This is a genomic window from Desulfuromonas acetoxidans DSM 684, assembly GCF_000167355.1.
Lineage (GTDB): Bacteria > Desulfobacterota > Desulfuromonadia > Desulfuromonadales > Desulfuromonadaceae > Desulfuromonas > Desulfuromonas acetoxidans.
Genome location: NZ_AAEW02000015.1, coordinates 23,223 through 47,526 on the forward strand (window position 1 = coordinate 23,223; position 24,304 = coordinate 47,526).

Below are 24,304 nucleotides of genomic sequence, written 5' to 3' on the forward strand. Positions count from 1 at the left end.
CACAAGTCTGCAGCTGGTTTAAAAGGTGACCACCTCGCCGTTAAAGCAGCACTCAAAGATCTGTTTCATCTCTTCTTCACTCGGCTGACGCGGGTTGGTGCCGGTGCACGGGTCGGCCAGAGCGTTGGTGACCATGGCGTCAAGCTTTTCCTGCCATGCTTCAGGCGTCATGCCATACGCTTTGAAGCTGTCTTCGATACCCACGGTCCGGCGCAGTTTTTCCACTTCGGTGGCAAACTCTTCAGCTGTTTCTTTGCCCAGCTCCTTGGCCATCAATTCATATTTATCAGTGGCGCGGCTGTTGAAGCGGATGACATTCGGCATCAGGATGGCGTTGGCGCGTCCGTGGGGAACGCCAAACATGCCGCCAATCTGATGAGAGATTGAGTGGATGATACCGAGGATGGCATTGGAAAAGGCCATTCCCGCCATGCAGGAGGCATCGTGCATGGCCTGACGTGCTGCCATGTCTTCGCCATTGGCGCAGGCTTGGGGCAGGGTGTCAAAAATCGTCCGGATGGAACGCAGCGCCATGGTGTCGCTATAGGTGCTTGCCAGGGCCGCAACCACAGCTTCTACATCGTGAGACAGGGCGTCCATGCCGGTGTTGGCCGTGATATCGGCAGGCATGCTTTTCGCCAACTCACCATCGACAATGGCGATGTCGGGGCAAATTTCATACGACACCAGCGGATGTTTGATCCCTTTTGCCGTGTCGGTGATAACGGCAACGCAGGTGGCTTCGGTTCCGGTGCCGCTGGTTGAAGGGATGGCAACGAAGCGCGCCTTGTTTCGCAGCGGTTTGATGGTGAACGGTGCCGTGATCTCCCCGAATGTCGCGTCGGGATACTCATAAAACACCCACATGGCTTTGGCCGCATCAATGGCCGAGCAGCCGCCCAGCCCGACAATCAGGTCGGGGTTCTCACGGTTGCACAGTTCCACACCTCTCATGACCGTCTCAACCGACGGGTCTGCTTCCACCCCTTCAAAAACCACCGAAGAAATACCGGCTTCTTGCAAGAGGTTGATGGTTTTATCGAGAAAACCAAGTCGTTTCATCGAACCACCACCGATAACGATAAGGGCTTTTTTGCCGGTTACTTGTTTCAGGTTTTCCAGAGAACCGGGGCCATGATAGATCTTTTGCGGAATGGTGAATGAAGCCATTGTTTTCTCCTTGATGTTGTCAGGGTGTTGTTTTCCCTGCTTGGTTGAAAAGGGGGATGGCAATGCGCTGTTGCCGTTAAAAGTGAGGGAACTGTACGTCCATTGACCGGAGAATGAAATGTCTGTTTCTGCTTAAAGTGTGCCCAATTCTGTCAAAGTTTGATTTTAAATGCAGTTTACGAGTGATTTTTATGACCAAAACTACTATGGTGATGGCCTGTAATTGATTTGGTGTCAGTTGTGGGGCATGAGTTCCAATCGTGTTTCATGAGTACGCGTGGCTTGGTGCCCACGTGACGCGGGCTTCCGCGCCCGCACGTCGGGTCCCTTTTGCGTCGTCAAAAGGGACGGAAAAACGACTCCCGACATTGCGCCCTGCGGGTTCCCTCACTTCAGTCGCTTACGTCGTGATGTCGGCAAAACTCGGTCTGTTTTCAACAGTCTTCAAACAGTTGCCGACGACCATCACGGCGACGCTCCTTGCGCTCGGCGCTGCTGAACGGGAGAGCTTGGTTGCGATCTGAAAAAAGAGGCGGATCAGCGGTAAGGATAGGTACACATATATAAGAGGAATGTGGCATGAATGAGATGGTCAAGCTGATAGAGCAATTTGAGTTGAAGGAGTTGTTTAACAAATCCCGCTTGAAAGGGGTGCGTTTTTTTAAATCCAGCAGCCATATTCCCCGCTCACCATTGCTTTATGATCCGGGGATTTTTATCGTCGCTCAGGGTCGTAAAATCGGCCATTTGGGAGAGCGCAGCTTTCAATATGATCCCAACAATTATCTGGTCACATCCGTTCCCATTCCGTTTGAGTGTGAAACGTTTGCGGATGCAGACGCGCCGTTTCTTGGTTTGTATGTCGATATTGATATGCCGGTGCTCCACGAGTTGATGGGATTGTTGGGGCAGAGCAGGGTGGCCGCTTCTGTCAGAATACGCGATATTCCCAAAGGGGTGGCTCCGGCTGAGATGGATGCGGCCATGCACGATGCGGTGATTCGGCTGTTGAAGTGCCTGCATTCAGAAGCGGATGCGCTGGTTCTCGGGCCGGGGCTTATCCGTGAAATCATTTATCGTGCTCTGTGCGGCACGCAGGCGTCTTCGTTGTATGCCCTTGCCGCCCAGGACGGCAGCTTTGCCCGCGTCTCAAAAACCCTGCACCTGATTCACCGCGAGTGTTCACGCAAACTCGATGTCGATCAACTGGCGAGTGTCGCCGGGATGAGCGCCTCAACGTTTCACCGGGCATTCAAAGAGATCACTTCTGAATCTCCCATTCAGTATCTGAAAAAAGTGCGCCTCAACAAGGCGCGTGATCTGATCGAACGTGAGCACATGAAGGTCTACATTGCGGCGGATAAGGTTGGCTACGAAAGTAGCTCGCAATTCAGCCGTGATTTCAAGCGTTTCTTTGGCGTGAGTCCTGCTGAGATGATGAGGGGGGCGAGGTAAGTGATACTTCTGTCATTCATCCAAGAAGTCTCAGAGGCGAAGCCGTTCAGCTTATCGCGAAAATCGGTTAGTTCGGTTATCCTTTTTGGCGTTACTTTATGAGTTTGCGCCGGATCTTTCATGTCTCTTCCTAATCCTTCAGCATCATTGAAATTGTCTCTTGTCGGAGCGGCTTCAGCCGCGAATTCCCATCATGAAAAGGATCCATGACCAGAACAATTCGCGAATAAATTCGCTCCTACAGGGGGTCACTCCGATGACAAAATTGACGGTGTTCAAGTACGAGTGACCAGATCCTGCCACACTTTTCGGCAAGCTGCACATGCACAACAGTGCTGTTCTGCAAGCCGAACCGGGCGCGGGTAAGACCTCCCGTGCGCCATTTGCCTTGCTCGAGGCCAAATGGTTGCAGGGCCAGCGTGTCATTATGTTGGAGTCGAGCCACCTGCCAACTTGAAACGGCTCAGCATGTGTTGTAAATACGCTGCTTGGCTGGAGAGTTCTTCGGAGGCTGCGGCAGATTCTTCAGCTGTTGCCGTATTCTGCTGTACCCCTTCGTCTATTTGTCCCAGCCCCTGATTAACCTGGGCGATGCCTTGGGCCTGTTCGTTGCTGGCTGCGGCAATTTCAGCGACTAAGTCAGTTACTTTAGTAATCGAGCCGACGATGTCCTCCAAGGCTTTGGACGTTTGTTGAGCAATCTGGGTTCCATTTTCGGTTTTTGTTACTGAGCCTTCGATCAACTCGGCGGTCTCGGAAGCGGCTTTGGCACTCCGTGCTGCCAAGTTGCGGACTTCCTCCGCAACTACTGCAAAACCTTTACCGTGCTGACCTGCTCGGGCTGCCTCGACAGCGGCGTTCAGTGCGAGAAGATTTGTCTGAAAAGCAATTTCATCAATCGTCTTAATTATTTTGCTGATGTTTTGACCTGACTCACTGATCTCTTCCATCGCTGCTACCATGGCCGCCATCTGATGCCCGCCGTTTTGCGCGGCCTTATTCGCTTCGCTTGCCAATTGGTTCGCGGTGTTGGCGTTATCAGCGTTGGTCTTGGTTTGACTGGCCATCTCACTCATGGAACTGCTGATTTCTTCAAGAGATGCTGCCGTTTGAGTGGCTCCTTGCGAAAGTGTCTGGCTTGAATCAGAAACTTGACTGCTGGCAGAATCAATTTGTTCTCCCGCAGACTGGATTTGTGACATGACGTCAGTTAATGACCGGTTCGCTCGACTCAGTGGATCTTTTATAAGGCCGCTGGCCACAAAAGTGAGATCACCATCGGCAATCTTATTGAACGCCGTGACCACCTCATCTTGCAGGTTGTCAGCAAAAGCGTCTAAGGTTTTTGCCATTTCCCCCATCTCATCTTTGCGGACCATGTGCAGGCGGTGACTGAGATCTCCTTTTCCAAGGTTGTTCAGCATTCGGTTGACCTCTTTTAACGGATTGACGATGCTGCGGGTTGTGAAATAGGCCATCACCAGCATGGCAAAAATCGAAAGCAATAGCGCTGTATAGATCGCGTTTTTTGATCTGGATGCAGTAGATTCGATATCCGATTCAATTGCGTGCATGCGCTTGGTACTCGCAGAGTGAATCAATGCCGCGTTGTTAATCAGTGCCCGGATTGACTCTTTTAACGGTCCCATAGCCTTGTTGCCAGCTTGTGGCGTTCTGATTTCTCCGGCCTGTATTCGTTGAAAAATCCCCTCAAATCCTTGCTTATATGATTTTGCTCCACTGGCCATTTTTTTTACGGCAGCTTGCTCATCCGGTAGATAGGCAACCTTTTCCAAAGCCGTAATGCTCTTGGTCAGCTTGGTATACTCCTGTTGCCATTTGTCAAAATAGGTGGAAGTTTTTTCTGTTTTACTGATGTTGAGAAAAATATCTTTCTCATAACGCCTCAGGCCCAATGCCTGGCTGGACGCTGTGGCAATATGTTCGGCGATAGCGCCATCGGTTTCAAGAGTCGTGATGATCCGTTTCGAAAGGCTTGTCGAGCCCCAGATGCCGGTCCCACCGGCGATCACTAAAAAAAGAAGTAGTGTGCCGAAGCTGCCGCTGAGGCGTATCCAGACTCGAAGGTTGTTAAGATTCATGATTTGCCTCCTTGGGATGTCCGCTGGAAGTGGGATGAACATTGCTGGAAAACTATTTACAGCAACAGCGTTTCTGCGCAGTGTGTTGTTCGATATAAATTGGTTGAGACGTTATCCTTTGCGTTGTGAAACATTCGTTGTGCAGAGAGTAAATGTTAGCTGGGTGGTAATTGTTAGTTTGTTTTTCATGAAGCTATAGCTTTTGCAGGTTTGGTTTTTGTTAGGATGTGAATTTTTTTGTAAATAATGTGTTGTGTTTGTTTAGTTGGTTAAATGCGCGTTTGATCAGGTACGATGAAAGGGTGTCGCGAAATTTTCTTGATTTGGTTACACTTCCGACATTTATTTGCGCTATTGACCGGATTTTATGATGCCCCTTCCCATAGACCATATCCTGCCGCAATTGCTGGCCGAGCTGCAAACGCACGACAGCGTTGTTCTGCAGGCCGAACCGGGCGCGGGTAAGACCACGCGGGTGCCGTTGGCGTTGCTGGATGCCGAATGGTTGCAGGGCCAGCGGATTATCATGCTGGAGCCGCGCCGTCTGGCTGCGGTGCATGCGGCGCGCTATATGAGCCGTCAGCTCGGTGAGGAGCCGGGGCAGACCGTGGGCTATACCATTCGCCATCAGCAGGCGGTGAGCAAGCAGACACGTATTGAGGTGGTGACCGAAGGGGTGTTGACGCGACGCTTGCAGAATGATCCGACTCTGGACGGGGTAGGTCTGATCATCTTTGATGAATTTCACGAGCGGGCATTGCAGGCCGATCTTGGCATGGCGCTGGTTGGTGATGTGCGGGCGGCCTTGCGTGATGATCTGAAAGTGCTGGTGATGTCGGCGACGCTTGATGGCGCGGCATTGGCCGATTACTTCGGCGGTTGCCCGGTGGTGCCGAGCGACGGGCGCTGCTATCCGGTAGAGGTGTTTCACCTCGGCGATGATGATCGGCTGGAAGTCCAGGTGAGTCGGGCGGTACACAAGGCGGTGGCGGAGCAGCCGGGCGATGTGCTGGTGTTTTTGCCGGGGGCGCGGGAGATTCAGCGTTGTTGTAATGCTCTGGCTGGACGGTTGGATGGCGATATCTTGGTGTTGCCGTTGTACGGTGCTTTGCCGTTTGAACAGCAACAGCAGGCCATTCAGCCGACAACTCGGCGCAAAGTGGTGTTGGCCACCAACATTGCCGAAACCAGTCTGACCATTGAAGGGGTTCGGGTGGTGATCGACAGTGGTTTGGAACGGCTGATGACCTTTGAACCGCGCACCGGCATGAACCGGCTGGTGACGCGGCGTATTTCCCAGGCCAGCGTGCGCCAGCGCAGTGGCCGGGCCGGCCGGACCGCTGCCGGAGCCTGTTACCGGTTGTGGTCGCCACAAGCGGAGGCGGCCATGATCGATTATGTGGCACCGGAGATTTTACGCAGTGATTTGACGTCCCTGGCTTTGGAGTTGATCGCCTGGGGCGTGACCGAGGCCGATGCGTTGCCGTGGGTGGACGCGCCGCCTGCGGCCCATATGAATGCCGCCTTCAACTTGCTGCTCCAACTGGATGCGATTGATGAACAACGCCGTCTGACCACAGTTGGTCGAGCCATGACCCGCTTGCCGCTGCATCCCCGGTTGGCGCGGATGCTGGTGGCGGCTGAAGATGAAAATGAGCAGGTTTTGGCGTGTCAGTTGGCCGTGGTGCTCGAATCGCCGCAATGGTTTCGCAGCGGGCAGAGCGATACGGTGAGTGACAGTGATCTGCTTGACCATCTGGAACAGTGGCAGCCGCATGGCAAGAAATCTTCGTCGCGCATCTCACCATTAGCCCATCAAAGCTATCGTCAACTGTGCCGACGTTTAGGTTGCTCGCCGACCACAACCCCGAGCCGTAATAGCGTTGCTTTGGGGCGTTTACTGATTGCCGCTTACCCGGATCGGGTTGCCCAGAAGCGGGATGGCAGTATAGAAGGCAGCACGGATCACTTCCTGCTCAGCAATGGCCGTGGTGCCCGCCTGTCGCCGCGCTGCCGGGTACGGCAGCATCGTTGGCTGGTGGCGGTGGATGTAGAGTTTTCCGCTTCTGGTGAGGCCTTGATCCATCGTGCTTCGGCGCTGGATGAGCGTCAGTTGGACAACATGTGGCCACACCCTGTGAACTGGCAGATGGAAACCGTGTGGGATGACAGCGGACAACGGGTGGTAACGCGGGAAGCGCGGCGTTGGGGAGCGTTGCTCCTGTCGTCACGTCCGCATGCACTGGATGCGGAACAGGCTCTGCCGATTGTGCTCGAACAGATCCGCTCTGGTGGTTTGGAGCGACTCAATTGGACCAAAGAGACGCTGTGTTTGCGTCAGCGGATGGCGTTTGTGCAACAGCATCAACTGGTCGATGATTGGCCACAGGTTGATGATGCGGCACTGCTGGATTCGTTGAATGTCTGGCTGGCACCGTGGCTCAATGGCATGAGTCGTCTGGACCAGGTGGCCAAGTTGAACCTGCTCGAACCGCTCTGCAGCCTGTTGAGTTGGCCGCAGCGTCAGCAACTGGATGAACTGGCCCCGGAGCGTTTGACGGTGCCCAGTGGTTCCAGGATTGCCGTGGATTACAGCGATCCGCATCAGCCGGTGTTAGCCGCGAAATTACAGGAACTGTTCGGTTGGCAGCAAACGCCGCGGATTGGCAAAGGCCGCGTGCCGGTTATGCTGCACCTGTTGTCACCTGCCCGGCGTCCCATGCAGACCACCACGGATTTAGCCAACTTCTGGGCGACCACCTATGATGAAGTTAAAAAGGAACTCAAAGGGCGTTACCCCAAACATCCGTGGCCGGATGATCCGCTGCAGGCTCCGGCGCAACGCGGTGTGAAGAAACGGTCAGATCGCTAACGTCCTGTCCCGGTTCGTTTTTTTTCTTGGCGGTAGCGCCAATTGCCGTTACACTGGCGCCTCTTTTGACATCACGAACAGAGCCCAACAAATAAAAGGAGTCTACTCATGGCCATTGCCAGTGCACGCCACATTCTTGTTTCCAGTGAAGAGAAATGCCTTGAACTCAAATCGCAGATCGAAGCCGGTGCCACCGACTTTGCCGAATGCGCCCAGAAATTTTCCCAATGTCCGTCCGGTCGCAAAGGCGGCGATCTCGGTCAGTTTGCTCCCGGCCAAATGGTCAAAGAGTTTGACGAAGTGGTGTTCAGCGGCGAAGTGGGCAAGGTACTCGGCCCGGTGAAAACCCAGTTTGGCTATCACCTGATTGAGGTGACCAAGCGCTCCTAAAGGTGTTCACCGCGGAGGCACAGAGACACGGAGAAAGATCAAAACCCAGGGTTCTTAGGTCTTCTCCGTAGCTCCGTGTCTCTGTGGTTCATAGGTTTTAAAGCTTAAACTCACCAGAAAATTTAAAGAACCACTGAAAAGCCGGAGCAGGGAATTCCTGTTGCGGCTTTTTTTGTGTTGACGGGCCATGATTTATTTAGTAAGTAAACGTTTACTTACTAAATGGAGAACGCCATGGGACGACCCAATTTGAAAAAAGAAGTGATTGAGGAAGCGGCCATTCGCCTGTTTGCCACTAAGGGGCTGGCGCGCACGGTGATTCGTGATATTGCCCGCGAAGCCGGGGTGACGGAAGGTGCCTTGTATAAGCACTATCCCAGCAAAGACGCGATGGCCTGGGCACTGTTTCAGCGTGAGATAGACCGGTTTACCGCGCCGTTTGCCGAAGTTCTTGCCGAGCAGATCCCTGCATCACAGCGGCTGGTGAAAGCGATCCATTACACCTACGACTATTATCTGCAATTTCCCACTCGCTTTACCTTTATCCTGCTCACGCAGCACGGTTTTCCTGAGGAAGATCTTGAAGCGCAGACCAACCCCAATGATGTCATCATCCGTTTCGTTGACGAGCTGCATGGCGAGAAGCAGGGCGATGCCGTTTTAATGGCGGCCATGGTGATGGGCGCTGTCATGCAGCCACTGGTGATGCACCGTTATGGGCGGATTCCCTTGTTGACCGAAGAGGTGATTGATCACGTGAGTCGAGTCGTGTGTCGGATGCTGGAGGTGGATGATGCGCACTGAGACCAAAGCGTGGGTATGGCTGACGCTGTGGCTGGTGTTTCCGGCCCTGGCGACCTGGACCTCGTTTACCTTGCAGTGGTGGCCGCAGGTACTTTATCCGCTGTCCAAGGTGGTACTGGTGGTGGCTCCGTTTGTCGTCTGGCGTCTTCGTTCGGTGATCGTGGCGTCACGTCAGGCTGGCGTGAAGAAGACACATGGACTTTGGGGCCTGCTCAGCGGTGCTGTGCTTGGTGTGGTGATTTTTGCCGCCTGGCAGGGGCTGTTTCAGGGCCAGATTAATGGTGACGCCATTGCTACCAAACTGACTTCCCTTAATCTACTTGACCATTACTGGAGCGTGGCGCTGTTTATCGCCATGATCAATAGCCTGCTGGAGGAGTGGTATTGGCGTGGGTTTGTCTTTGAACGCCTCAAAGAACGCAATTTGGCAGCCGTGTGGGTTGTGTTGCTGGGTGGTGTGGGGTTTGGTTTTCACCATTATTTTACTTTAATTGTTTATTTCTCGTTGCCGATTACGTTATTTTTCACCTTTGCCACTATGGTCGCAGGAGCTCTGTGGAGCTGGATGCGATGCCGTGGGGTTTCACTTGTCGACTGCTATATCAGTCACCTGATTGCCGATGTCGCTCTGTTATGGATCGGCTGGCAATTACTCGGAGGGACTCATGTCATATGACCCGCACGTTCAGGAACAGATTCGCCAGGGACGCAGCAAGTTTATTGCCATGGCCGCGACCTATTTTCTCGGTGCCTTTAACGATAATTTCTTCAAACAAGCTGCGTTGCTGCTGGCCGTCAGCACGGCCATGACCCAATTGCAGGGCACGGCCACCACCTTGTTTGCGCTGCCGTTTATCCTGTTTTCCGCCGGGGCTGGTTGGTTGGCCGATCGTTACAGCAAGAAGCACGTGGTGATTGGCGTCAAGTTTCTCGAACTGTTGGCCATGCTGGTGGGCGCCTGGGGCGTGATTACCCTGCACTGGAACGGAATTCTCGCCATGGTGTTTATCATGTCATTGCAATCGACCCTGTTTGGCCCGGCCATCAATGGCTCTATTCCGGAACTCTACCCCAGTACCTATGTGACCAAGGCTAATGCGGTGCTCAAGCTGGTGACCACTCTGGCGATTCTTATGGGGATTGCCTTAGCCGGGATTGCATTGGATCGCGGTATTGCCGAGGACCATTTTTACGATGGACGGCTGGTGGTTGGTATCGGTGTGGTTGTGGTGTCTCTGATTGGCGTAATGTGCAGCTTTGGTGTGGTTAAACGTCCGGCACAGGGCACAAAGACACCGTTTCCCTGGCTGGGACCGTGGCATTCGGCTTGTGATCTGTGGCGGCTGCGTCAGGACCGACCCTTGTTTCTGGCCATTATCGGTGATGCGTTCTTTTATTTCATGGCGTCGCTGGTGGTGCTGGTGATCAACACCCTCGGTGTTCAACAGTTGGGCTACAGCTCAACGTTGACCAGTCTGCTGATCGTTGCTTTGATGGTGGGGATCTGTGCCGGGTCGTTCCTGTCCGCACGGCTGACCCGAGTCGATCGTTGGACTCATGTGGTGGTGCCATCAGCGGTGGGGCTTGGCATTGGGTTGACGGTCAGTGGTCTGGCACCGCTTTTACCTCAGGTGGTTCAATTGCCGGTGCTGTTCGTGGCCCTGTCGGTCAGCGGCTGTTGTGGCGGCATTTTTATTATTCCTCAGTCCAGTTTTATTCAGGTTCGGCCTGCCGATCATGAACGCGGCCGGGTGATCTCGGTGTCCAACTTTGGCGCGTTCAGCGGCATCCTGTTTTCCGGTCAGTTGTTCACTTTATTAGACGCGACCTTGAGTCCCGCCTGGGGCATGGTAGTGTGTGGTATGTTAACTTTGACAATGGCCGTGGTGTTTTTTCAATTGCTCACCAAGGAGGCATGGCGTGTTTAGATCATTTATCCTGTTTATCTTGCGCACCCTGTTGCGCTTGCGCTATCGCATTGACATAAAAGGTCTTGATAGAATTCGTCGTGACGGCAAGGTGGGGATGTTGTTTTTGCCCAACCATCCGGCATTGGTCGATCCACTGATTGTCAATGTGGCACTGCAGCAACATTTTAGCGTACGCCCATTGGCAGACCGGGCGCAGGCAGATCATCCGGTGACCGGGTTTCTTCTTAATAAAATGCAGGCGTTATTGATTCCCGACCTGAGTCAGCAGAGCAATCAGGGCGAGCGTGGTGATGTTGCCGAGGCGTTGCAGTTGATGGAGCGCAGCCTGGAGCAGGGCGAGCATTTGCTGGTGTATCCGGCTGGCCGGATCTATCGTGGTCCCAATGAGGAGTTGCGTGGCAGTAGTGCCGTCGATCGTCTGGTCAAAGCCGTGCCTGAAGCACGGGTGGTACTGGTGCGTACCTCGGGATTATGGGGCAGTCGTTTCAGTCGTGCCCACGGCGACAAACCCCATTTCTTTAAAACGTTGTTGGCTATGTTGCCGAAACTGCTGGTCAATGGTCTGGTGTTTATGCCCAAGCGCACCGTGACCGTCGAATTTATCGAAGAGGCGGATTTTCCGCGCCAGGGCAGCCGCCAGGAGATCAATGGGTATCTGGAAACCTTTTATAATGAGGTGGCGCAGCCGGCTTTTACCGTGCCCGATTATTTCTGGCAGGGCAACCAGACCCGTGAGTTGCCTGCACCGACTCAAGCGCAGTTTTCCAGCGATGCCAGTCATATTCCAGCGGCCACACGGCAACTGGTGGAAGAAAAACTCAAAGAGATCAGTGGGCATCATAAGATTAAAGATGACATGACCCTGGCCTACGATCTGGGACTCGACAGCCTGGCGGTGATGGAATTTTTGACCTGGCTCAATGAGGAATTCAGTGTTGATGTTGAAAATCTCGATGCGTTGCAGCGGGTCTCCGATTGTCTGCTGGCGGCGCGTGGCGAAGGTCTTGGTTTTTCTGCCGAACCACTTAAGCCGGTGGCGGATGGCTGGTTTGATCAGCGTTCGGATAAAACGCTGGCGTTTCGTCAGGCGGATAACCTTGCCGAGTTGATCCTGTATCAGGCCAAAAATAACCCGGATCAAGTGATCGTCGCTGATCAGCAAGGTGGGGCGAAGACCTGGCGGCAACTGTTGACCGGCGTGTTGGCGCTGCAGCCGTTATTGCGTGAGATTGAAGAGGATTCCATTGCCATCATGCTGCCGTCATCGGTAGCAGCTTGTCTGTGTTGGCTGGCCGTGGTGTTCAGCGGCAAGCGGCCCGTGTTGCTCAATTGGACCACCGGCGAACGCTATATGTCCCATGCTTTGGAACAAACCGGCACAACCCGCGTGTTGACATCGGCCCTGTTGATCGAAAAACTCAGGACACGTGGGGTTGACGTGGGCAAGGTGAATGCCGTGTGGCTGGCCATGGAAAACCTGGTGGGTCAGTTAACTCTGGTCGATAAACTTAAAGCGCGGTTGAAAGGTCAGTTCTTCAGCTTCTTTTTATCCACCAAAAAGATTCATGATACCGCTGCCGTGTTGTTCACCAGCGGCAGCGAAGCGTTGCCAAAGTCAGTATCGCTGAGCCATCGTAACATCCTCACCAACATGGACGACATGACCCAGGTGATTCCGCTCAAAGAAAGTGATCGCCTGTTGGGGATGCTGCCGCCGTTTCACTCTCTCGGTTTATCCGGCACCATTGTCATGCCGCTATGCCTGGGACTGCGTACTGCCTATTATCCTAACCCGACCGATGGGGCGATTTTGGCGCAACATGTGGAAGCCTATCGCTGCTCGGTGGTGGTTGGCACACCAACTTTTCTGGCGGCTATTGCCGGTTCAGCCCATGAAAACCAGTTGCAGAGTCTGCGCATGATCTTTACCGGGGCGGAGAAGTGTCCGGAAGCAACCTATCAGCTACTCGCCGAACGTTGCCCGCAGTCCATTGTTTGTGAAGGCTATGGCGTAACGGAGTGCTCGCCGCTGGTCAGTGTGAATTCGCCGAACAACCCGGTGCCGGGCACCATCGGCCAAGTGATGCCGTCGATGGACTACCAACTGGTTCATCCGGAAACCCTGCAGCCATTGCCCGAGGATCAAGCCGGTATCTTGGTGGTGCGCGGGCCCAATGTGTTTAACGGCTATCTTGAGAAGAGCGTCAAGTCACCATTCATCGTGCTGGACGGTAAAGCCTGGTACAACACCGGCGATCTGGTTCGGCGCAACAAACAGGGGGGATTGACGTTCTGTGGACGGCTCAAGCGTTTTGTCAAACTCGGTGGTGAGATGATCTCTCTGCCCGCGATTGAGGAAATCATTGCTTCTGCTCCTGAACTGCAAAGTCGCTCAGTTGAAGGAGATGGACCGCTGATTGCCGTGGAAGCGATCAATCCGGATAGCCATGCCGAGTTGGTGTTGTTCAGCCGAGTTCCACTGGAACGTGAGCAGGTGAATCAGGTGATTCGTGATGCCGGGTTGTCGCCGCTGCATAATATCCGTCAGATTCGTATGGTGGATGAGATTCCCGTGTTGGGGACCGGTAAGACCAATTATAGGGCTTTGCGGGAGATGTTGGCGGAGTAGGGGATTGTTGAAATAGAGGAAGGGGCAGGCAGAGAGGATTGATTCAGCTCTGCCTGTTTTTGTTTTGGAACTATGTGCGCTGTCGAGCGTCTTCCGTTCGGCGCTACTGAACGGGAGGACTTTGATGCTAAATAACCCACTGCTGAAGGGTGGGCTCCGCCCCACCCGTTTGATCGGTGCCACGGAAGAAGTAGAACGAGCCGGGCGGTTGTTATCAACGTTTTACGCCATGGCTGTCGAGACGCAAAATTCGCCGACCTAAAGGGCGGCGAGCCGAATTCGTGAAGCATTACGGAAACAGATTCATTGTCGGTTGATCTAGGTTCAGGAGGTGTTCAGCTGGCTTTTGCATACTTTTGAGCGGCTAGTCAAAAGTATGTCGGCCGCCGGGACGAGACCCGGCGGTCTTGACTTTGATCTTCAATGGTTCGTCATTCGGAAAGGATTGCTCTGTCTAACCTCATCCGTTTGCAATGATGGTACCCACATGACGCGGGCTTCCGCGCCCGCCCGTCGGCTCCCTTTTGCGTCGACAAAAGGGAGGCAAAATCGACTCCCAAGGGGTTGTCATCAATCAGGTTCACGGCGCTATTGCAGATCTTTTTCACGTCTGCGGCGTTATCAGTCGTCGCCATAGAATGACTATGGCTCCTTCTTCTGCCTTGCTGACGCAAAAAATCTCAAGCAACATCTCTCGTTCACCTGATTAATTACAACCCCAATGCGCCCTGCGGGTTCCCTCTCTCCATTCCCTTACATCGCGATGTCGGCAAAACTCGCTACGCTCAAACAGGTTGCCGACAACCATCGCGCTGACGTTCATTGCGTTCGGTGCTGCTGAACGGGAGGGCTTGGTTGCAAAATAACAGAGAGTAGAGATTTAAAAGAGAAGACTAACCGGAAAACTCCACAGACGTCACCCGATTTCGCCCCGTTTCCTTGGATTGATACAACGCCTCATCCGCTGTGCGAATCAGATGCTGTGGCTGCATGTCGCTTTGGGGAATAGTGCAGGAGACTCCGAGGCTCAGCGTGACATTGTCAGCGACTTCGGACGCTTGGTGCTCAAGAGCCAGTTGCTCAATGTTATTACGTGCTGTTTCCGCATGGGCGGTCGCTTCTTCCACCGAAGTGGCCGGCAGCAGAAAGATAAACTCTTCACCGCCGTAACGGGCAACCAGACCGCTACTCTGCTCAGACAGGGTCTGTTCCAAGGCTTGGGCCACACTGGATAGACAGGTATCGCCCTGTTGATGGCCGTAGGTATCGTTGTAACGTTTGAAAAAGTCGATGTCGCACAAGATGATGGAGAGCGGGGATTGCTCGACAAGGCTTTTTTGCCATTGCTCGGTAAAGCTTTCATCAAAAGTGCGGCGATTGGCAATCTGGGTCAGACCGTCAATGCGGGCGATGCGTTCCAGAGCAGCATGGGCTTTTTCCAGGGCCTGCTCGGCTTTTTTGCGGTCGGTGATATCTTTGTATTGGGCGAGGGTGCCGGGGGTGCCATCGAGGGTGACCAGTGGTGTTGTGGTCATGATAAAGTTGCTGACCTCACCGCCTTCGTTGGTGATTTCGATATCGGTCTGACTTTTTTTCTTATGGGAGTTTGCCAGTTTACATTCCTGCTCACTGAGCAGTTCCGTGCAGGAATGACCAATGACGTTTTCGCAACAACAGTCGAGATGTTCCAGCATGCTGCGGTTGGCGCGAACGATGATTCCGTCGTCGCGGATCACCATCATTGGATCGGCGCAGGCGGAAAAAATCTGTTCCAATTCCATATCGGACATTTCGGATTTGAGCAGTTGTTCGTTTGTCCGGCCGATATATTCTTCCAAAGCGGAGGTCATCTCTTCTAACTCGAGGCATTTTTCGCACACTTTACGGCCTTGAGTTTTTTTTTCCTGAAGAGACGAGGATGCTTCCTGAGGAAATGAAGACACTGTCTGCTCCTGCAATGAAAGAAATTCATTAGAACGCCTACTTGGTTGTTCTAGCATATTCGTCCTGGGTTTAACAACCGTGTTTTCATTTCGTAGAGAACAGACTCCTGCTACACTGCTGACAGTACTCCATGGCCCACAAACTTGACGAAATTGACCACCTTTTGCTGCTGGACAGGACCCGATTGACCATGAGTCTCAGTGAATTTGAAATAATCCGATTAAAGCGGCTGTTTAATGCCTATTGTGAGATAAGGATTCCCCGTGAATTGAATACGAAACTGCGTCTCGATTACCGGATTCGCGGTCGTCATCTGACCTTATATGAATCCCGTCACCACCATGAAAAGGTGGACTTGTGGTATTCCACGGCCATTGCCCGTTTTGAAAAAGATCCTCACCAGCAGGTCTGGCGGTTGTTCAGTGCCGACCGCAATGAAGACTGGCTTCCCTACCATCCGCACCCAGAGGATCGGGATATTGAACGGTTGCTTGATTGTGTCACCGATGATCCCACCGGCATTTTCTGGGGATGATGTTCTTGTGGCGGCATTACCAAAATCATTGCTTTTTTCTGCTTAAACTTTGAGCAGCTTAGCTGCCCTAAAATGAGGAAAATGGTCAGCCTTTGTGCATGCGCGTCCATCACTTCAAGATAAAAATGCGCTTTTTCAGGTGGTTATCTGAACTGGCCAGCCTTTTGCAGATATCACAGCACGAGTATTATTATTCTTCAGGTCGCCTGTTGCCGGTTTGGTATGGCGACCCTGTTCTGTTGACGGCATCCCCTCGGTTATTCCGTCAACAGAATGCCTGCGCAATGCAACCTTCCCCTGGTTGAGAGACTCAACGGCGCGTTTCTCGGCAAGAGGTTTAACGACTCTTGTGAAAGGACATGCTGTGTCTGATAAACCAAAAATTAAAGATCTGCTTGATGAAAGTGCCTGCGAGCACAACGCGACCAAAAAGAAAGCGTGCAATACGACAACGCCCGGTGCCACCAGTGGTGGCTGTGCGTTCGAAGGCGCGCAAATTTCCCTGTTCCCCTATGCGGATGCCGCCCATCTGGTGCATGGTCCGCTGACCTGCTTGAGTTCTTCCTGGGAAACCCGGGCCACTCCGACCAGTTATGAGGGCCGGGACATGACTCAGATGGGCTTTACCACGGCTGTCACCACCAATGATGTCATCTTTGGCGGTGAAGATAAGCTGTACGATGGCATCGTCTATGTGATGGAGCACTATGATCCGAAGGCGATATTTGTCTATTCCACCTGCGTAACGGCGATGATCGGTGATGATATTGATGTTGTGTGTCGCCATGCTGAGAAGAAATTTAACATCCCGATTGTGCCGGTGCATGCGCCGGGGTTTGTCGGCGGCAAAAACCTCGGCAGTCGTCTCGGTGGTGAAGCCGTGCTCAAGAACCTCATTGGGCGCAAGGAGCCGCAGGGCGATGTGAGCCATGCCATCAACCTGATTGGTGATTACAATGTCACCGGCGATATGTGGCAGTACAAACCGATTCTCGATGAACTGGGTATTCGTATCCTCTCCACGTTGAGCGGTGACGGTCGAATTGATGAAATCTGTACCGCTCATCGCGCCAAACTTAACGTTATTGTCTGTGCCAAATCCCTGGTCACGTTTACCCGCAAGATGAAAGAGCGTTACGGCATTCCGTTTGTTTCGGTGTCATTTTACGGTCAGCGCGATACCACCAACGCCATCATGGCGATTGCTGAGGGGATCGGTGATCCGGAGCTGATCGAACGTACCCGCAAGGTGTTGGCTCGTGAGGAGCAACGCCTCGATGAACAACTCACGCCTTACCGGGAACTGTTTAAAGGCAAAAAGGCGGTTCTCAACACCGGCGGTAACAAGTCGTGGTCGATTGCTTCGGCGTTGCAGGATCTTGGTATTGAGGTGGTTGCTACCTCAGTGCGCAAAGCGACGGAGGCCGATAAGGAAAAGGCGCGCGAATACCTCGGTGAAAACGGCGTGCTGATGACCAACCCCGGTGCCGAACAAGCCAAGATGATCGATAAGTTCAAGGCTGATCTGTTGTTGGCCGGTGGTCGCAGTCTGTACACGGCGATCAAAAAGGGGATCTCGTTCATCGACGTAAATCAAGAAAAAAAGAAAAGTTACGGCGCTTACAATGGACTGCTCAGCCTGGCTGAGGATGTGAAGAATGCGCTGGAGAATCCGGTATTCCGTTGTGTGCGCAAGGAGGTTCCATGGGAGAAATAATTCATAAAAATACCAAGCCGTTGCAGGTGAATCCGTTTCGTCTTACCCAACCGATGGGAGCGGTTCTGGCCTTTCTCGGTGTTGATCAATGTATGCCTCTGATGCATGGGGCGCAGGGTTGTACGTCGTTTACCAAGGTGTTCATGACCCGCCATTTTTGTGAGCCCATCGCTATTCAGACCACTGCGGTCAGTGATGCGGTGGCTGTGCTCGATGGTGGCGATTACAGCATCAGTGAAGCGGTGAAAAATATCACCGGAAAAATCTCTCCGTCTCTGGTTGGCCTGCACACCACCGGATTGCCGGAAACCAAGGGCGACGATATTCGCGGCGTGTCGAAATTGATTGATTTTCCCTTGGTTTATGTCAATACGCCGGATTACGAAGGGGCCATGGAAAGTGGCTGGGCGTTAACCACCAAAGCATTGATTGATCAGTTGACCGAAGAGCAGAGCGCCATCAATGAACGCAAGGTGGTGTTGTTGCCGCATGTCAGCCTGACACCGCTGGAGGTGGAGAAGATCCAGCAGTTCATTGCCGCCTTCGGTCTTGAGGTGGTCGCCGTTCCGGATCTGTCCACCTCATTGGATGGCCATCTCGGTGACGGGCAGGCCGCGTTGAGCAAGGGCGGTGTGACGGTTGACGCGATCCGCATTCTAGCCGATGCCGGTCATGTGCTGACCATTGGTGATTCAATGCGTGATGTGGCCAAAGCGCTGCAGAAAAAGAATCCGCAGGTGGCGCATGAGCATTTTCCCCATGTCAATGGGCTGGATGCCACGGATGCCCTGGCCGCGCATCTGTTGAAGATCACCGGCATGCAGCGTCCACCGCAACAGATTATCCGTTGGCGACAGCGGTTGCAGGACGCCATGCTCGACAGCCATTTTTCACTGGGACAGACCCGGTTTATTTTGGCGGGTGAGCCCGACCAGATGGCGGCATTGTCCCAATCGCTTTACGATGCCGGGGGGCGGATTCCTTTATGCGTGGTCAGCAGTGATTCGTCCATTCTTGATAAAATCAAAGCGGACCGTGTGGTGGTTGGCGACCTCGAAGATGTTGAAGTGGCATTGGATGAAGCCGACGTCGTGCTGAGTAATTTTCATGCGGAACGGCTGGCGCATCATGCCGGAAAAGGGTTGATGTTACGTGGGATGCCCAACTGGGAGCAGGTGGGTAATGCCCTGAAGGTTGACGTGCTCTACGAAGGGGGCGCGTACTTTTTATGTGAGGCGGCGAATCTGGCCGAAGAATGGCGTGTTCAGCATGTTCGGCGCCGCGACGAAGACGCTTTGAAAAAAGGATGTCAAAAATGACTGTGACTCAAGAACCGGACCGCTATGTGTCCTTCGAAGGGATCGATTGTGAAGGCAACTCGAAACTGTTGATGTGCATGCTGAAAAAACATCTGGAAGACCCCAGTAAAAACAACGCGTTCTGGGAGATGTTTACCGATAAACTCGGTAAGGCCGAACGGGGTGAGACCGTTAATGGCATTCAGATCGATGAGTTGTTCCTGATTCATGCCTACATCAATAATTTGCAGGATTTTTTCGAAGACCACGAAGATGATGTGGCCATGACTCTGTTGAAAAAAATTGAACGAGAGTGTTGTTGATTTTTTTTCGATAAGTTATGAAAAACAGAAATAATTATCGCTTATTGTGAAAAATGTCGCTGGAACAGTCGGTTCCAGCGACATTTTTTTTGAAAATAATCTTGACAAAAATACTCAGGTGTTTATCCTTGAAACCATGCATTAAGAGAGGCGTGGCGGCATGAGCCAAGCGCCCGGCAACCTGACAACCAAGGTGCCAGCATGTTTTGTGAACACGGTGTTTGCAAAACAGCGATGCGCCCCGTAAGGGGAAAGTTGACCTACCGTACACGTTGTACTTTCGTCATCTCTCGCGTCGCCTCTCTCGCAACATTTTTACCAGGCTTTTTCGGCCGTATCAAAGAGAGGATTCACCATGAGCACACACATTGAGACCCAGGTTCTCCACGCGGGCTATCAGCCTGATCCAACCACCGGCAGTCGCGCGGTTCCCGTGTACCGCACCAGTTCCTATCAGTTTCGTGATACCGAACATGCGGCCAATCTGTTTGCCCTCAAAGAGCTGGGCAACATTTATACGCGTCTGATGAACCCGACCACTGATGTGCTGGAACAACGGGTTGCCGCCCTGGAAGGTGGTGCCGGTGCTCTGGCTCTGGCATCGGGCACCAGTGCGATTTTCTACAGCATTATCAATCTGGCCCAGGCCGGTGACGAGATCGTCGCTTCCAGCCATCTTTACGGCGGCAGTTACACCCAGTTCAATGACATCCTGCCGCAATTGGGGATCAAGGTGGTGTTTGTCGACCCGGCCGATCCGCACAATTTTGCCGAAGCCATCACCGACAAGACCAAAGCCGTGTTTACCGAGGTGATTGGCAATCCCAAGCTGGATGTGGCTGATATCGAAGCTCTGGCCACCATTGCCCACGATCACGGCCTGCCGCTGATTGTTGACAGCACCTTTGCCACACCGTATCTGCTGCGGCCGATTGATCATGGGGCAGATATCGTTATTCACTCGCTGACCAAATGGCTCGGCGGCCATGGTGCCGGGATTGGTGGTATTGTTGTTGATGCCGGTCGCTTTGATTGGACGACGGGCAAGCATCCGTTGCTCAGTGAGCCTGATCCCAGTTACCATGGGATTCGTTATGCGACAGACCTTGGAGAACTCAATCCACTGGCCTATATTCTGCGCATGAGACTGGTGCCACTGCGCAACCTTGGTGCCTGCATTTCGCCGGATAATTCGTGGTTTTTCCTGCAGGGCATTGAGACCTTGCCACTGCGCATGGAGCGACACAGCGAAAATGCGCTGAAAGTGGCGCGTTTTCTCAGAGACCATCCGCAGGTGGATTGGGTGAGCTATCCCGGTCTTGAAGATGATCCGTCTTACGCCAAGGCGCAGAAATATCTGAAAAAAGGCTGTGGTGCGATGGTTGTCTTTGGTATTAACGGTGGCGAAAAGGCGGGCCAAAATTTTATTGAACGGCTGCAACTGTTTTCGCACCTGGCCAATGTCGGTGATGCCCGCAGTCTGGCGATCCACCCGACGTCGACCACCCATGCCCAGTTGACCACCGAGCAGCAGGCGTCTGGTGGTATTACGCCGGAGCTGATTCGTCTGTCGATCGGTGTGGAGCATATCGAAGATATTCTGGCTGATCTGGAGCAGGCTCTGACGACTACAGCTTGACGTACAAATAACCCCTCGGCCGCCCGCAGTGACTCACTGAATTGCGGGCGGCTTTTTTCTCTTGAAACGTATTATGGCGATTTCTCGTTATTGCTCAAAACTGGTTCTGCCCCATGCCCAGCCACCTTACCCTGATCTGGTGGCGTTTCTGGCCGGATATTTCCCTCATGTTACGTACGAGGAATGGGCCAGACGGGTGGACGACGGCAAGGTGCTTGACGCCGATCAACAGCCGCTGGGGCGTGACGGCTATCGCCCCCAACAGGTGATTTATTATTACCGTGAGGTGGAGGAACAGCCGCTGATTCCGTTTGCCGAAACCATCCTGTATCAGGATGATGCGTTGCTGGTAGCGTGCAAACCACATTTTTTGCCGGTGCATCCCGGAGGCCGCTATGTCACGGAAAACCTCGTCTATCGCCTGCGGCTGGCGACGGGAAACGATCAGTTGGCACCGGTGCATCGCATTGATCGTTTTACCGCCGGGTTGGTGTTATTTGCTCAACGCTCCGAAGATCGCGCGCGTTACAATGCCCTGTTCAGCCAGGGAAACATAAAAAAACGCTACGATGCCGTGGCGCATTGCCCTGAGGAACCGCAGCAGCGTCATTGGCAGGTGGCAAATCGCATTGAGCAGGGCGATCCCTGGTTCCGTTGGCAGGTGGTTGCCGGTGACGTGAATGCCCGATCATCCATTGAACTCCTCGACTTGCGCCAGGGCTATGGGTTGTTTTCTCTGCAACCGATCACTGGAAAAACCCACCAGTTACGCCTGCATATGAGTGGGCTGGGGTTTGGCCTGGTCAATGATCGCTACTATCCGAACCTGTTACCGGAACAGCCCGATGATTTTTCAACACCGTTGCAACTGTTGGCTAAAGAGGTCATTTTTACTGACCCGGTGACCGGGAAGCATCATCATTTTGAATCACCACGGACGTTAGCATGGGCGTTTTGATGCCATTGGCGAAACCATGATTTCTAACAGGTGGTTGAAAAACAGCCTGTGGAGCCCATGGACGGATGGCTAAAATCTAGGACAGGTTTTCAAACCCTTGATCTTGTAAGCAAGACGGAAATCGCATTTTCGGTTTGCGTCATTGAAAAGGCCCCGGATGGGACTTTTTCAACATCCTGCCAAGATTAAAGGTTGTGAAGTGGCCCTGGCGAGATAAAATGATCTATATGAATTATTTACTGCTGAGCGATCGATCCTGGTCGAAGGAGGGGGTATGAAATTTTATGCCATTGTTTTGGCTGTTTGTGTGGTCTCTTTATCTGGATGCAGCGTTTTAACACAAGGTGGGGATGGGAAAGCTCCTCTTGAAGAGTGTCGCCATCAAGGGGATTCGCCGGCTGTTGCGCCGGCTTAGCGTGAGGCTCAAATCCCTTTTTCGGAATTCCTGTTTCGATTGATCTATTTGCGCGGTTTGCTCACTATAGGATGTGAGTTTACACGCTCACGGGTCGGACCACTTTTGTGTCACAACGGTGGCGTACAATCGACTCCTGCCAGCGCTTCCTGTCTGGTTTTATCGCCTAAAAATATCTTACGGGCATCGCCGATAAACAGGCGACAATCCTCACGCAATTGCGAATAATGTCTCTCCAGTTCACCGTAGCCCTCTGCGAGTGGATTGTCATGGCGGATTCTTCCGGCGGTATGAATCAGAGCGCGTTGCATCACCGTTTTATCCCGGTAACTGGTGAGCCAGTCTTTTTCCACCATGCGTGGCAAGAGGGGCAGAAAGGTTTTCGGCAGGATATTCTGATGGTGTTGCAACGTGTGATAGAGGGATTGAGAGAAGTGCTCAAGAGGGACTGGATGGTAATCGTTCCAGTCCCGTGCGGTAAAATGATCGTAAAACAGGTCGATCATGATGCCGCGGTAGCGACCGAAGCGGTCGTCGAGACGGTCCTGACTGCGACAGAATGCCGGATGATCGTGGGCGAAGCGGTCAAGCTGACGATGTTGCTGCAACCCGTGTAACAGCCTGTCGGGAAAACGTCCTTGCGTCAGACGGCCTTTAACAAAGTCGCCCAGCAGGTTGCCTGCCCGGACCAGTGGGTCATCGTCACTGAGCAGGGCGTGCAGCAGGTAATTCACAGCGTGGTTTTGGCTTCGTCACCCGTGGTTTCTTCATCAGGTAACAGGGCCAGTTGCTGTTTGGCCTGGGTCAACTGTTGCATCAATTCGACGGTCAACTGATCAAATTCAGCCCGGTTGGCCTTGGAGATCGGCTTGGCCGGTTCCGACTTGATTTTGAGAGGGTTGATCGGTCTGCCGTGATGAAAGACCCGGAAGTCGAGATGCGGACCGGTGGCAATTCCGGTACTGCCGACGTAGCCGATCACTTCGCCCTGTTTGACCCGTTTGCCTTTTTTCATGCCGCGAGCGAAACGCACCATATGGATATAGGTGGTCTCGTAGTCGTTGGGATGGCGCAGACGAATCTTGTTGCCGTTGTTGCGGTCATAGCTCTTTTGGGTGATGGTGCCGTCGGCCACAGCCTTAATCGGCGTACCGGTTGGCGCGGCATAGTCGATGGCCAGATGGGGTTTCCATCTATTGAGCACGGGATGGAAGCGACGTTTCGTGTAGCCGGAAGAGATGCGGGTATAGGAGAGCGGTGCCTTGAGAAACGCTTTGCGCAGGCTTTTTCCGTCCTGATTGTAGTAGCCGCTGTCGGTGCCATGCGTGTAATGGAACGCATAGAAACTCTGGCCCTGATTGTTGAATTCTGCGGCAAGGATATCGCCATAGCCTGCCAGATTGCCATCACGATAGCGTTTTTCCACCAGGGCGGTAAAATAATCGCCTTCACGGATATCGCGGATAAAGTCAATATCCCAGGCAAAGATATTCATCAGCTCTGCGGCCAACTCTGAAGATTCTCCGAGTTGAGCGACTGTTCCGAACAGACTTGAGTTGATCACACCGCCCACTTGTTCGACATCAACCACATAGGGAATGGGTTGGCGCTCAATAAAGAATTCACCATCTTCCTGACGGATGATCAGTTGATCATCACGATTGATGTCGTAATAGAAGCTGACAAAGCTCTCGTTTTCCACCTCAATCTGGTAAGGGTGACCGGCGCATAGTTGGCTGAGAGGAAACACGTTTTCACTCTGGCGGGCGATGACGAGTATCTCCTGCGGGGAAAAATAGTGGCCGAGAATAGCAGTGATCGTGTCACCGGGTTGTACCGATTGACAGATGGTCTCCCGTTGGATCTGAATAACGTGCTCAGGTGCCGGTTCATGAAAGGCTGCCGGAGCGGGAAGGGTACTGTCAGTGGCGGTGGTGGGAGCGGAAGGACTCGTGAGTTTCGATAAGATAAAAACGACCAAGACAGCACTTGCCAGAACCAGAAGCAACGTCGTATTCTGCTTGCGCTGGCGGCGGGAGGTTGCCATGGATCGGAACGACCTGCGGTTATGACGCGACATGGGTATAAGTATCCGTCCTGTTGATCTGTGTAAGTGGTTGTG

At 53.1% G+C, this 24,304-nt stretch carries 19 protein-coding genes and 1 riboswitch; of the genes, 14 read left to right on the forward strand and 5 right to left on the reverse strand.

The features are described from left to right. Positions 1 to 18 precede the first annotated feature (18 nt). The gene (locus DACE_RS12370; protein WP_006001758.1) at positions 19 to 1,170 is read right to left on the reverse strand and encodes an iron-containing alcohol dehydrogenase; all 1,152 of its coding nucleotides are present in this window, start codon (positions 1,168 to 1,170) and stop codon (positions 19 to 21) included. A 579-nt stretch (positions 1,171 to 1,749) separates the two neighbouring features. Between DACE_RS12370 and DACE_RS12380 the strand changes: the two genes are divergently transcribed. Then, complete coding sequence (locus DACE_RS12380; RefSeq protein WP_006001760.1) at positions 1,750 to 2,625, forward strand: AraC family transcriptional regulator; 876 nt, start codon at positions 1,750 to 1,752, stop codon at positions 2,623 to 2,625. A gap of 425 nt (positions 2,626 to 3,050) precedes the next feature. Here DACE_RS12380 and DACE_RS12385 read toward each other — a convergent pair whose 3' ends face one another. Beyond that, a complete protein-coding gene (locus tag DACE_RS12385; RefSeq protein ID WP_006001762.1) occupies positions 3,051 to 4,727 on the reverse strand; it encodes a methyl-accepting chemotaxis protein in 1,677 nt (558 codons plus the stop codon). Positions 4,728 to 5,094: 367 nt separating this feature from the next. On the opposite strand from DACE_RS12385, the gene hrpB reads away from it, so the two are divergent. From hrpB to DACE_RS18195, 7 genes are all read left to right on the forward strand, one after another. After that, positions 5,095 to 7,599: an ATP-dependent helicase HrpB gene (gene hrpB, locus DACE_RS12390; protein ID WP_006001764.1), complete on the forward strand. Its 2,505-nt coding sequence runs from the start codon at positions 5,095 to 5,097 to the stop codon at positions 7,597 to 7,599. 108 nt (positions 7,600 to 7,707) lie between these two features. Further along, positions 7,708 to 7,989 carry a peptidylprolyl isomerase gene (locus tag DACE_RS12395; RefSeq protein ID WP_006001766.1) on the forward strand — a complete coding sequence of 94 codons (282 nt, stop codon included), beginning with the start codon at positions 7,708 to 7,710 and terminating at the stop codon, positions 7,987 to 7,989. A gap of 234 nt (positions 7,990 to 8,223) precedes the next feature. Continuing rightward, a complete protein-coding gene (locus DACE_RS17460) occupies positions 8,224 to 8,793 on the forward strand; it encodes a TetR/AcrR family transcriptional regulator (protein WP_006001768.1) in 570 nt (189 codons plus the stop codon). Then, a complete protein-coding gene (locus DACE_RS12405) occupies positions 8,780 to 9,469 on the forward strand; it encodes a CPBP family intramembrane glutamic endopeptidase (protein ID WP_081450017.1) in 690 nt (229 codons plus the stop codon). The genes DACE_RS17460 and DACE_RS12405 overlap by 14 nt, the downstream gene beginning before the upstream one ends. Then, the gene (locus DACE_RS17465; protein ID WP_006001772.1) at positions 9,459 to 10,721 is read left to right on the forward strand and encodes an MFS transporter; all 1,263 of its coding nucleotides are present in this window, start codon (positions 9,459 to 9,461) and stop codon (positions 10,719 to 10,721) included. The genes DACE_RS12405 and DACE_RS17465 overlap by 11 nt, the downstream gene beginning before the upstream one ends. Then, entirely contained in the window at positions 10,714 to 13,353 is a 2,640-nt protein-coding gene (locus tag DACE_RS12410; RefSeq protein ID WP_006001774.1) for an AMP-binding protein, read from the forward strand. Before DACE_RS17465 ends, DACE_RS12410 begins: the two co-directional genes overlap by 8 nt. A gap of 124 nt (positions 13,354 to 13,477) precedes the next feature. Continuing rightward, positions 13,478 to 13,615 (forward strand): hypothetical protein, encoded by a 138-nt coding sequence (locus DACE_RS18195; protein ID WP_155809120.1) that lies wholly within the window; start codon positions 13,478 to 13,480, stop codon positions 13,613 to 13,615. A 631-nt stretch (positions 13,616 to 14,246) separates the two neighbouring features. On the opposite strand, the gene DACE_RS17470 is transcribed toward DACE_RS18195, so the two are convergent. After that, positions 14,247 to 15,296 carry a sensor domain-containing diguanylate cyclase gene (locus tag DACE_RS17470; protein WP_050770024.1) on the reverse strand — a complete coding sequence of 350 codons (1,050 nt, stop codon included), beginning with the start codon at positions 15,294 to 15,296 and terminating at the stop codon, positions 14,247 to 14,249. A gap of 131 nt (positions 15,297 to 15,427) precedes the next feature. Between DACE_RS17470 and DACE_RS12425 the strand changes: the two genes are divergently transcribed. The 6 genes from DACE_RS12425 (at position 15,428) to DACE_RS12450 (ending at position 21,767) form a co-directional block, all read left to right on the forward strand. After that, positions 15,428 to 15,832, forward strand: coding sequence for a DUF3024 domain-containing protein (locus DACE_RS12425; protein WP_040367334.1), 405 nt, complete (start codon positions 15,428 to 15,430; stop codon positions 15,830 to 15,832). Between the two features lie 364 nt (positions 15,833 to 16,196). Then, the gene (nifE, locus tag DACE_RS12430) at positions 16,197 to 17,549 is read left to right on the forward strand and encodes a nitrogenase iron-molybdenum cofactor biosynthesis protein NifE (protein WP_040367337.1); all 1,353 of its coding nucleotides are present in this window, start codon (positions 16,197 to 16,199) and stop codon (positions 17,547 to 17,549) included. Then, positions 17,537 to 18,868, forward strand: a complete 1,332-nt coding sequence (nifN, locus tag DACE_RS12435; protein ID WP_006001782.1) for a nitrogenase iron-molybdenum cofactor biosynthesis protein NifN — start codon at positions 17,537 to 17,539, stop codon at positions 18,866 to 18,868. The genes nifE and nifN overlap by 13 nt, the downstream gene beginning before the upstream one ends. Further along, positions 18,865 to 19,170: a N(2)-fixation sustaining protein CowN gene (gene cowN, locus DACE_RS12440; protein WP_006001784.1), complete on the forward strand. Its 306-nt coding sequence runs from the start codon at positions 18,865 to 18,867 to the stop codon at positions 19,168 to 19,170. Before nifN ends, cowN begins: the two co-directional genes overlap by 4 nt. A gap of 133 nt (positions 19,171 to 19,303) precedes the next feature. Beyond that, positions 19,304 to 19,437: riboswitch (SAM-I-IV-variant riboswitch) on the forward strand. Between the two features lie 88 nt (positions 19,438 to 19,525). After that, positions 19,526 to 20,809, forward strand: coding sequence for an O-acetylhomoserine aminocarboxypropyltransferase/cysteine synthase family protein (locus tag DACE_RS12445; protein WP_006001786.1), 1,284 nt, complete (start codon positions 19,526 to 19,528; stop codon positions 20,807 to 20,809). A 73-nt stretch (positions 20,810 to 20,882) separates the two neighbouring features. After that, the gene (locus tag DACE_RS12450; RefSeq protein WP_006001787.1) at positions 20,883 to 21,767 is read left to right on the forward strand and encodes an RluA family pseudouridine synthase; all 885 of its coding nucleotides are present in this window, start codon (positions 20,883 to 20,885) and stop codon (positions 21,765 to 21,767) included. A 525-nt stretch (positions 21,768 to 22,292) separates the two neighbouring features. On the opposite strand, the gene DACE_RS12455 is transcribed toward DACE_RS12450, so the two are convergent. Both DACE_RS12455 and DACE_RS12460 read right to left on the reverse strand, forming a co-directional pair. Continuing rightward, a complete protein-coding gene (locus DACE_RS12455) occupies positions 22,293 to 22,916 on the reverse strand; it encodes an acyl carrier protein phosphodiesterase (RefSeq protein ID WP_006001789.1) in 624 nt (207 codons plus the stop codon). Next, positions 22,913 to 24,229 (reverse strand): peptidoglycan DD-metalloendopeptidase family protein, encoded by a 1,317-nt coding sequence (locus DACE_RS12460; protein WP_006001790.1) that lies wholly within the window; start codon positions 24,227 to 24,229, stop codon positions 22,913 to 22,915. Before DACE_RS12460 ends, DACE_RS12455 begins: the two co-directional genes overlap by 4 nt. Between the last annotated feature and the right edge of the window lie 75 nt (positions 24,230 to 24,304).

Bases quoted from the DNA above. Each gene is read 5' to 3' on its own strand.
- cowN (WP_006001784.1), top strand. From the start codon at position 18,865: ATGACTGTGACTCAAGAACCGGACCGCTATGTGTCCTTCGAAGGGATC.
- DACE_RS17460 (WP_006001768.1), top strand. From the start codon at position 8,224: ATGGGACGACCCAATTTGAAAAAAGAAGTGATTGAGGAAGCGGCCATT.
- DACE_RS12380 (WP_006001760.1), top strand. From the start codon at position 1,750: ATGAATGAGATGGTCAAGCTGATAGAGCAATTTGAGTTGAAGGAGTTG.
- DACE_RS17465 (WP_006001772.1), top strand. From the start codon at position 9,459: ATGTCATATGACCCGCACGTTCAGGAACAGATTCGCCAGGGACGCAGC.
- DACE_RS12405 (WP_081450017.1), top strand. From the start codon at position 8,780: ATGATGCGCACTGAGACCAAAGCGTGGGTATGGCTGACGCTGTGGCTG.
- DACE_RS12445 (WP_006001786.1), top strand. From the start codon at position 19,526: ATGAGCACACACATTGAGACCCAGGTTCTCCACGCGGGCTATCAGCCT.
- hrpB (WP_006001764.1), top strand. From the start codon at position 5,095: ATGATGCCCCTTCCCATAGACCATATCCTGCCGCAATTGCTGGCCGAG.
- DACE_RS12370 (WP_006001758.1), bottom strand. From the start codon at position 1,170: ATGGCTTCATTCACCATTCCGCAAAAGATCTATCATGGCCCCGGTTCT.
- DACE_RS12460 (WP_006001790.1), bottom strand. From the start codon at position 24,229: ATGGCAACCTCCCGCCGCCAGCGCAAGCAGAATACGACGTTGCTTCTG.
- DACE_RS12395 (WP_006001766.1), top strand. From the start codon at position 7,708: ATGGCCATTGCCAGTGCACGCCACATTCTTGTTTCCAGTGAAGAGAAA.
- DACE_RS12450 (WP_006001787.1), top strand. From the start codon at position 20,883: ATGGCGATTTCTCGTTATTGCTCAAAACTGGTTCTGCCCCATGCCCAG.
- DACE_RS12385 (WP_006001762.1), bottom strand. From the start codon at position 4,727: ATGAATCTTAACAACCTTCGAGTCTGGATACGCCTCAGCGGCAGCTTC.
- nifN (WP_006001782.1), top strand. From the start codon at position 17,537: ATGGGAGAAATAATTCATAAAAATACCAAGCCGTTGCAGGTGAATCCG.
- DACE_RS18195 (WP_155809120.1), top strand. From the start codon at position 13,478: ATGCTAAATAACCCACTGCTGAAGGGTGGGCTCCGCCCCACCCGTTTG.
- DACE_RS12425 (WP_040367334.1), top strand. From the start codon at position 15,428: ATGGCCCACAAACTTGACGAAATTGACCACCTTTTGCTGCTGGACAGG.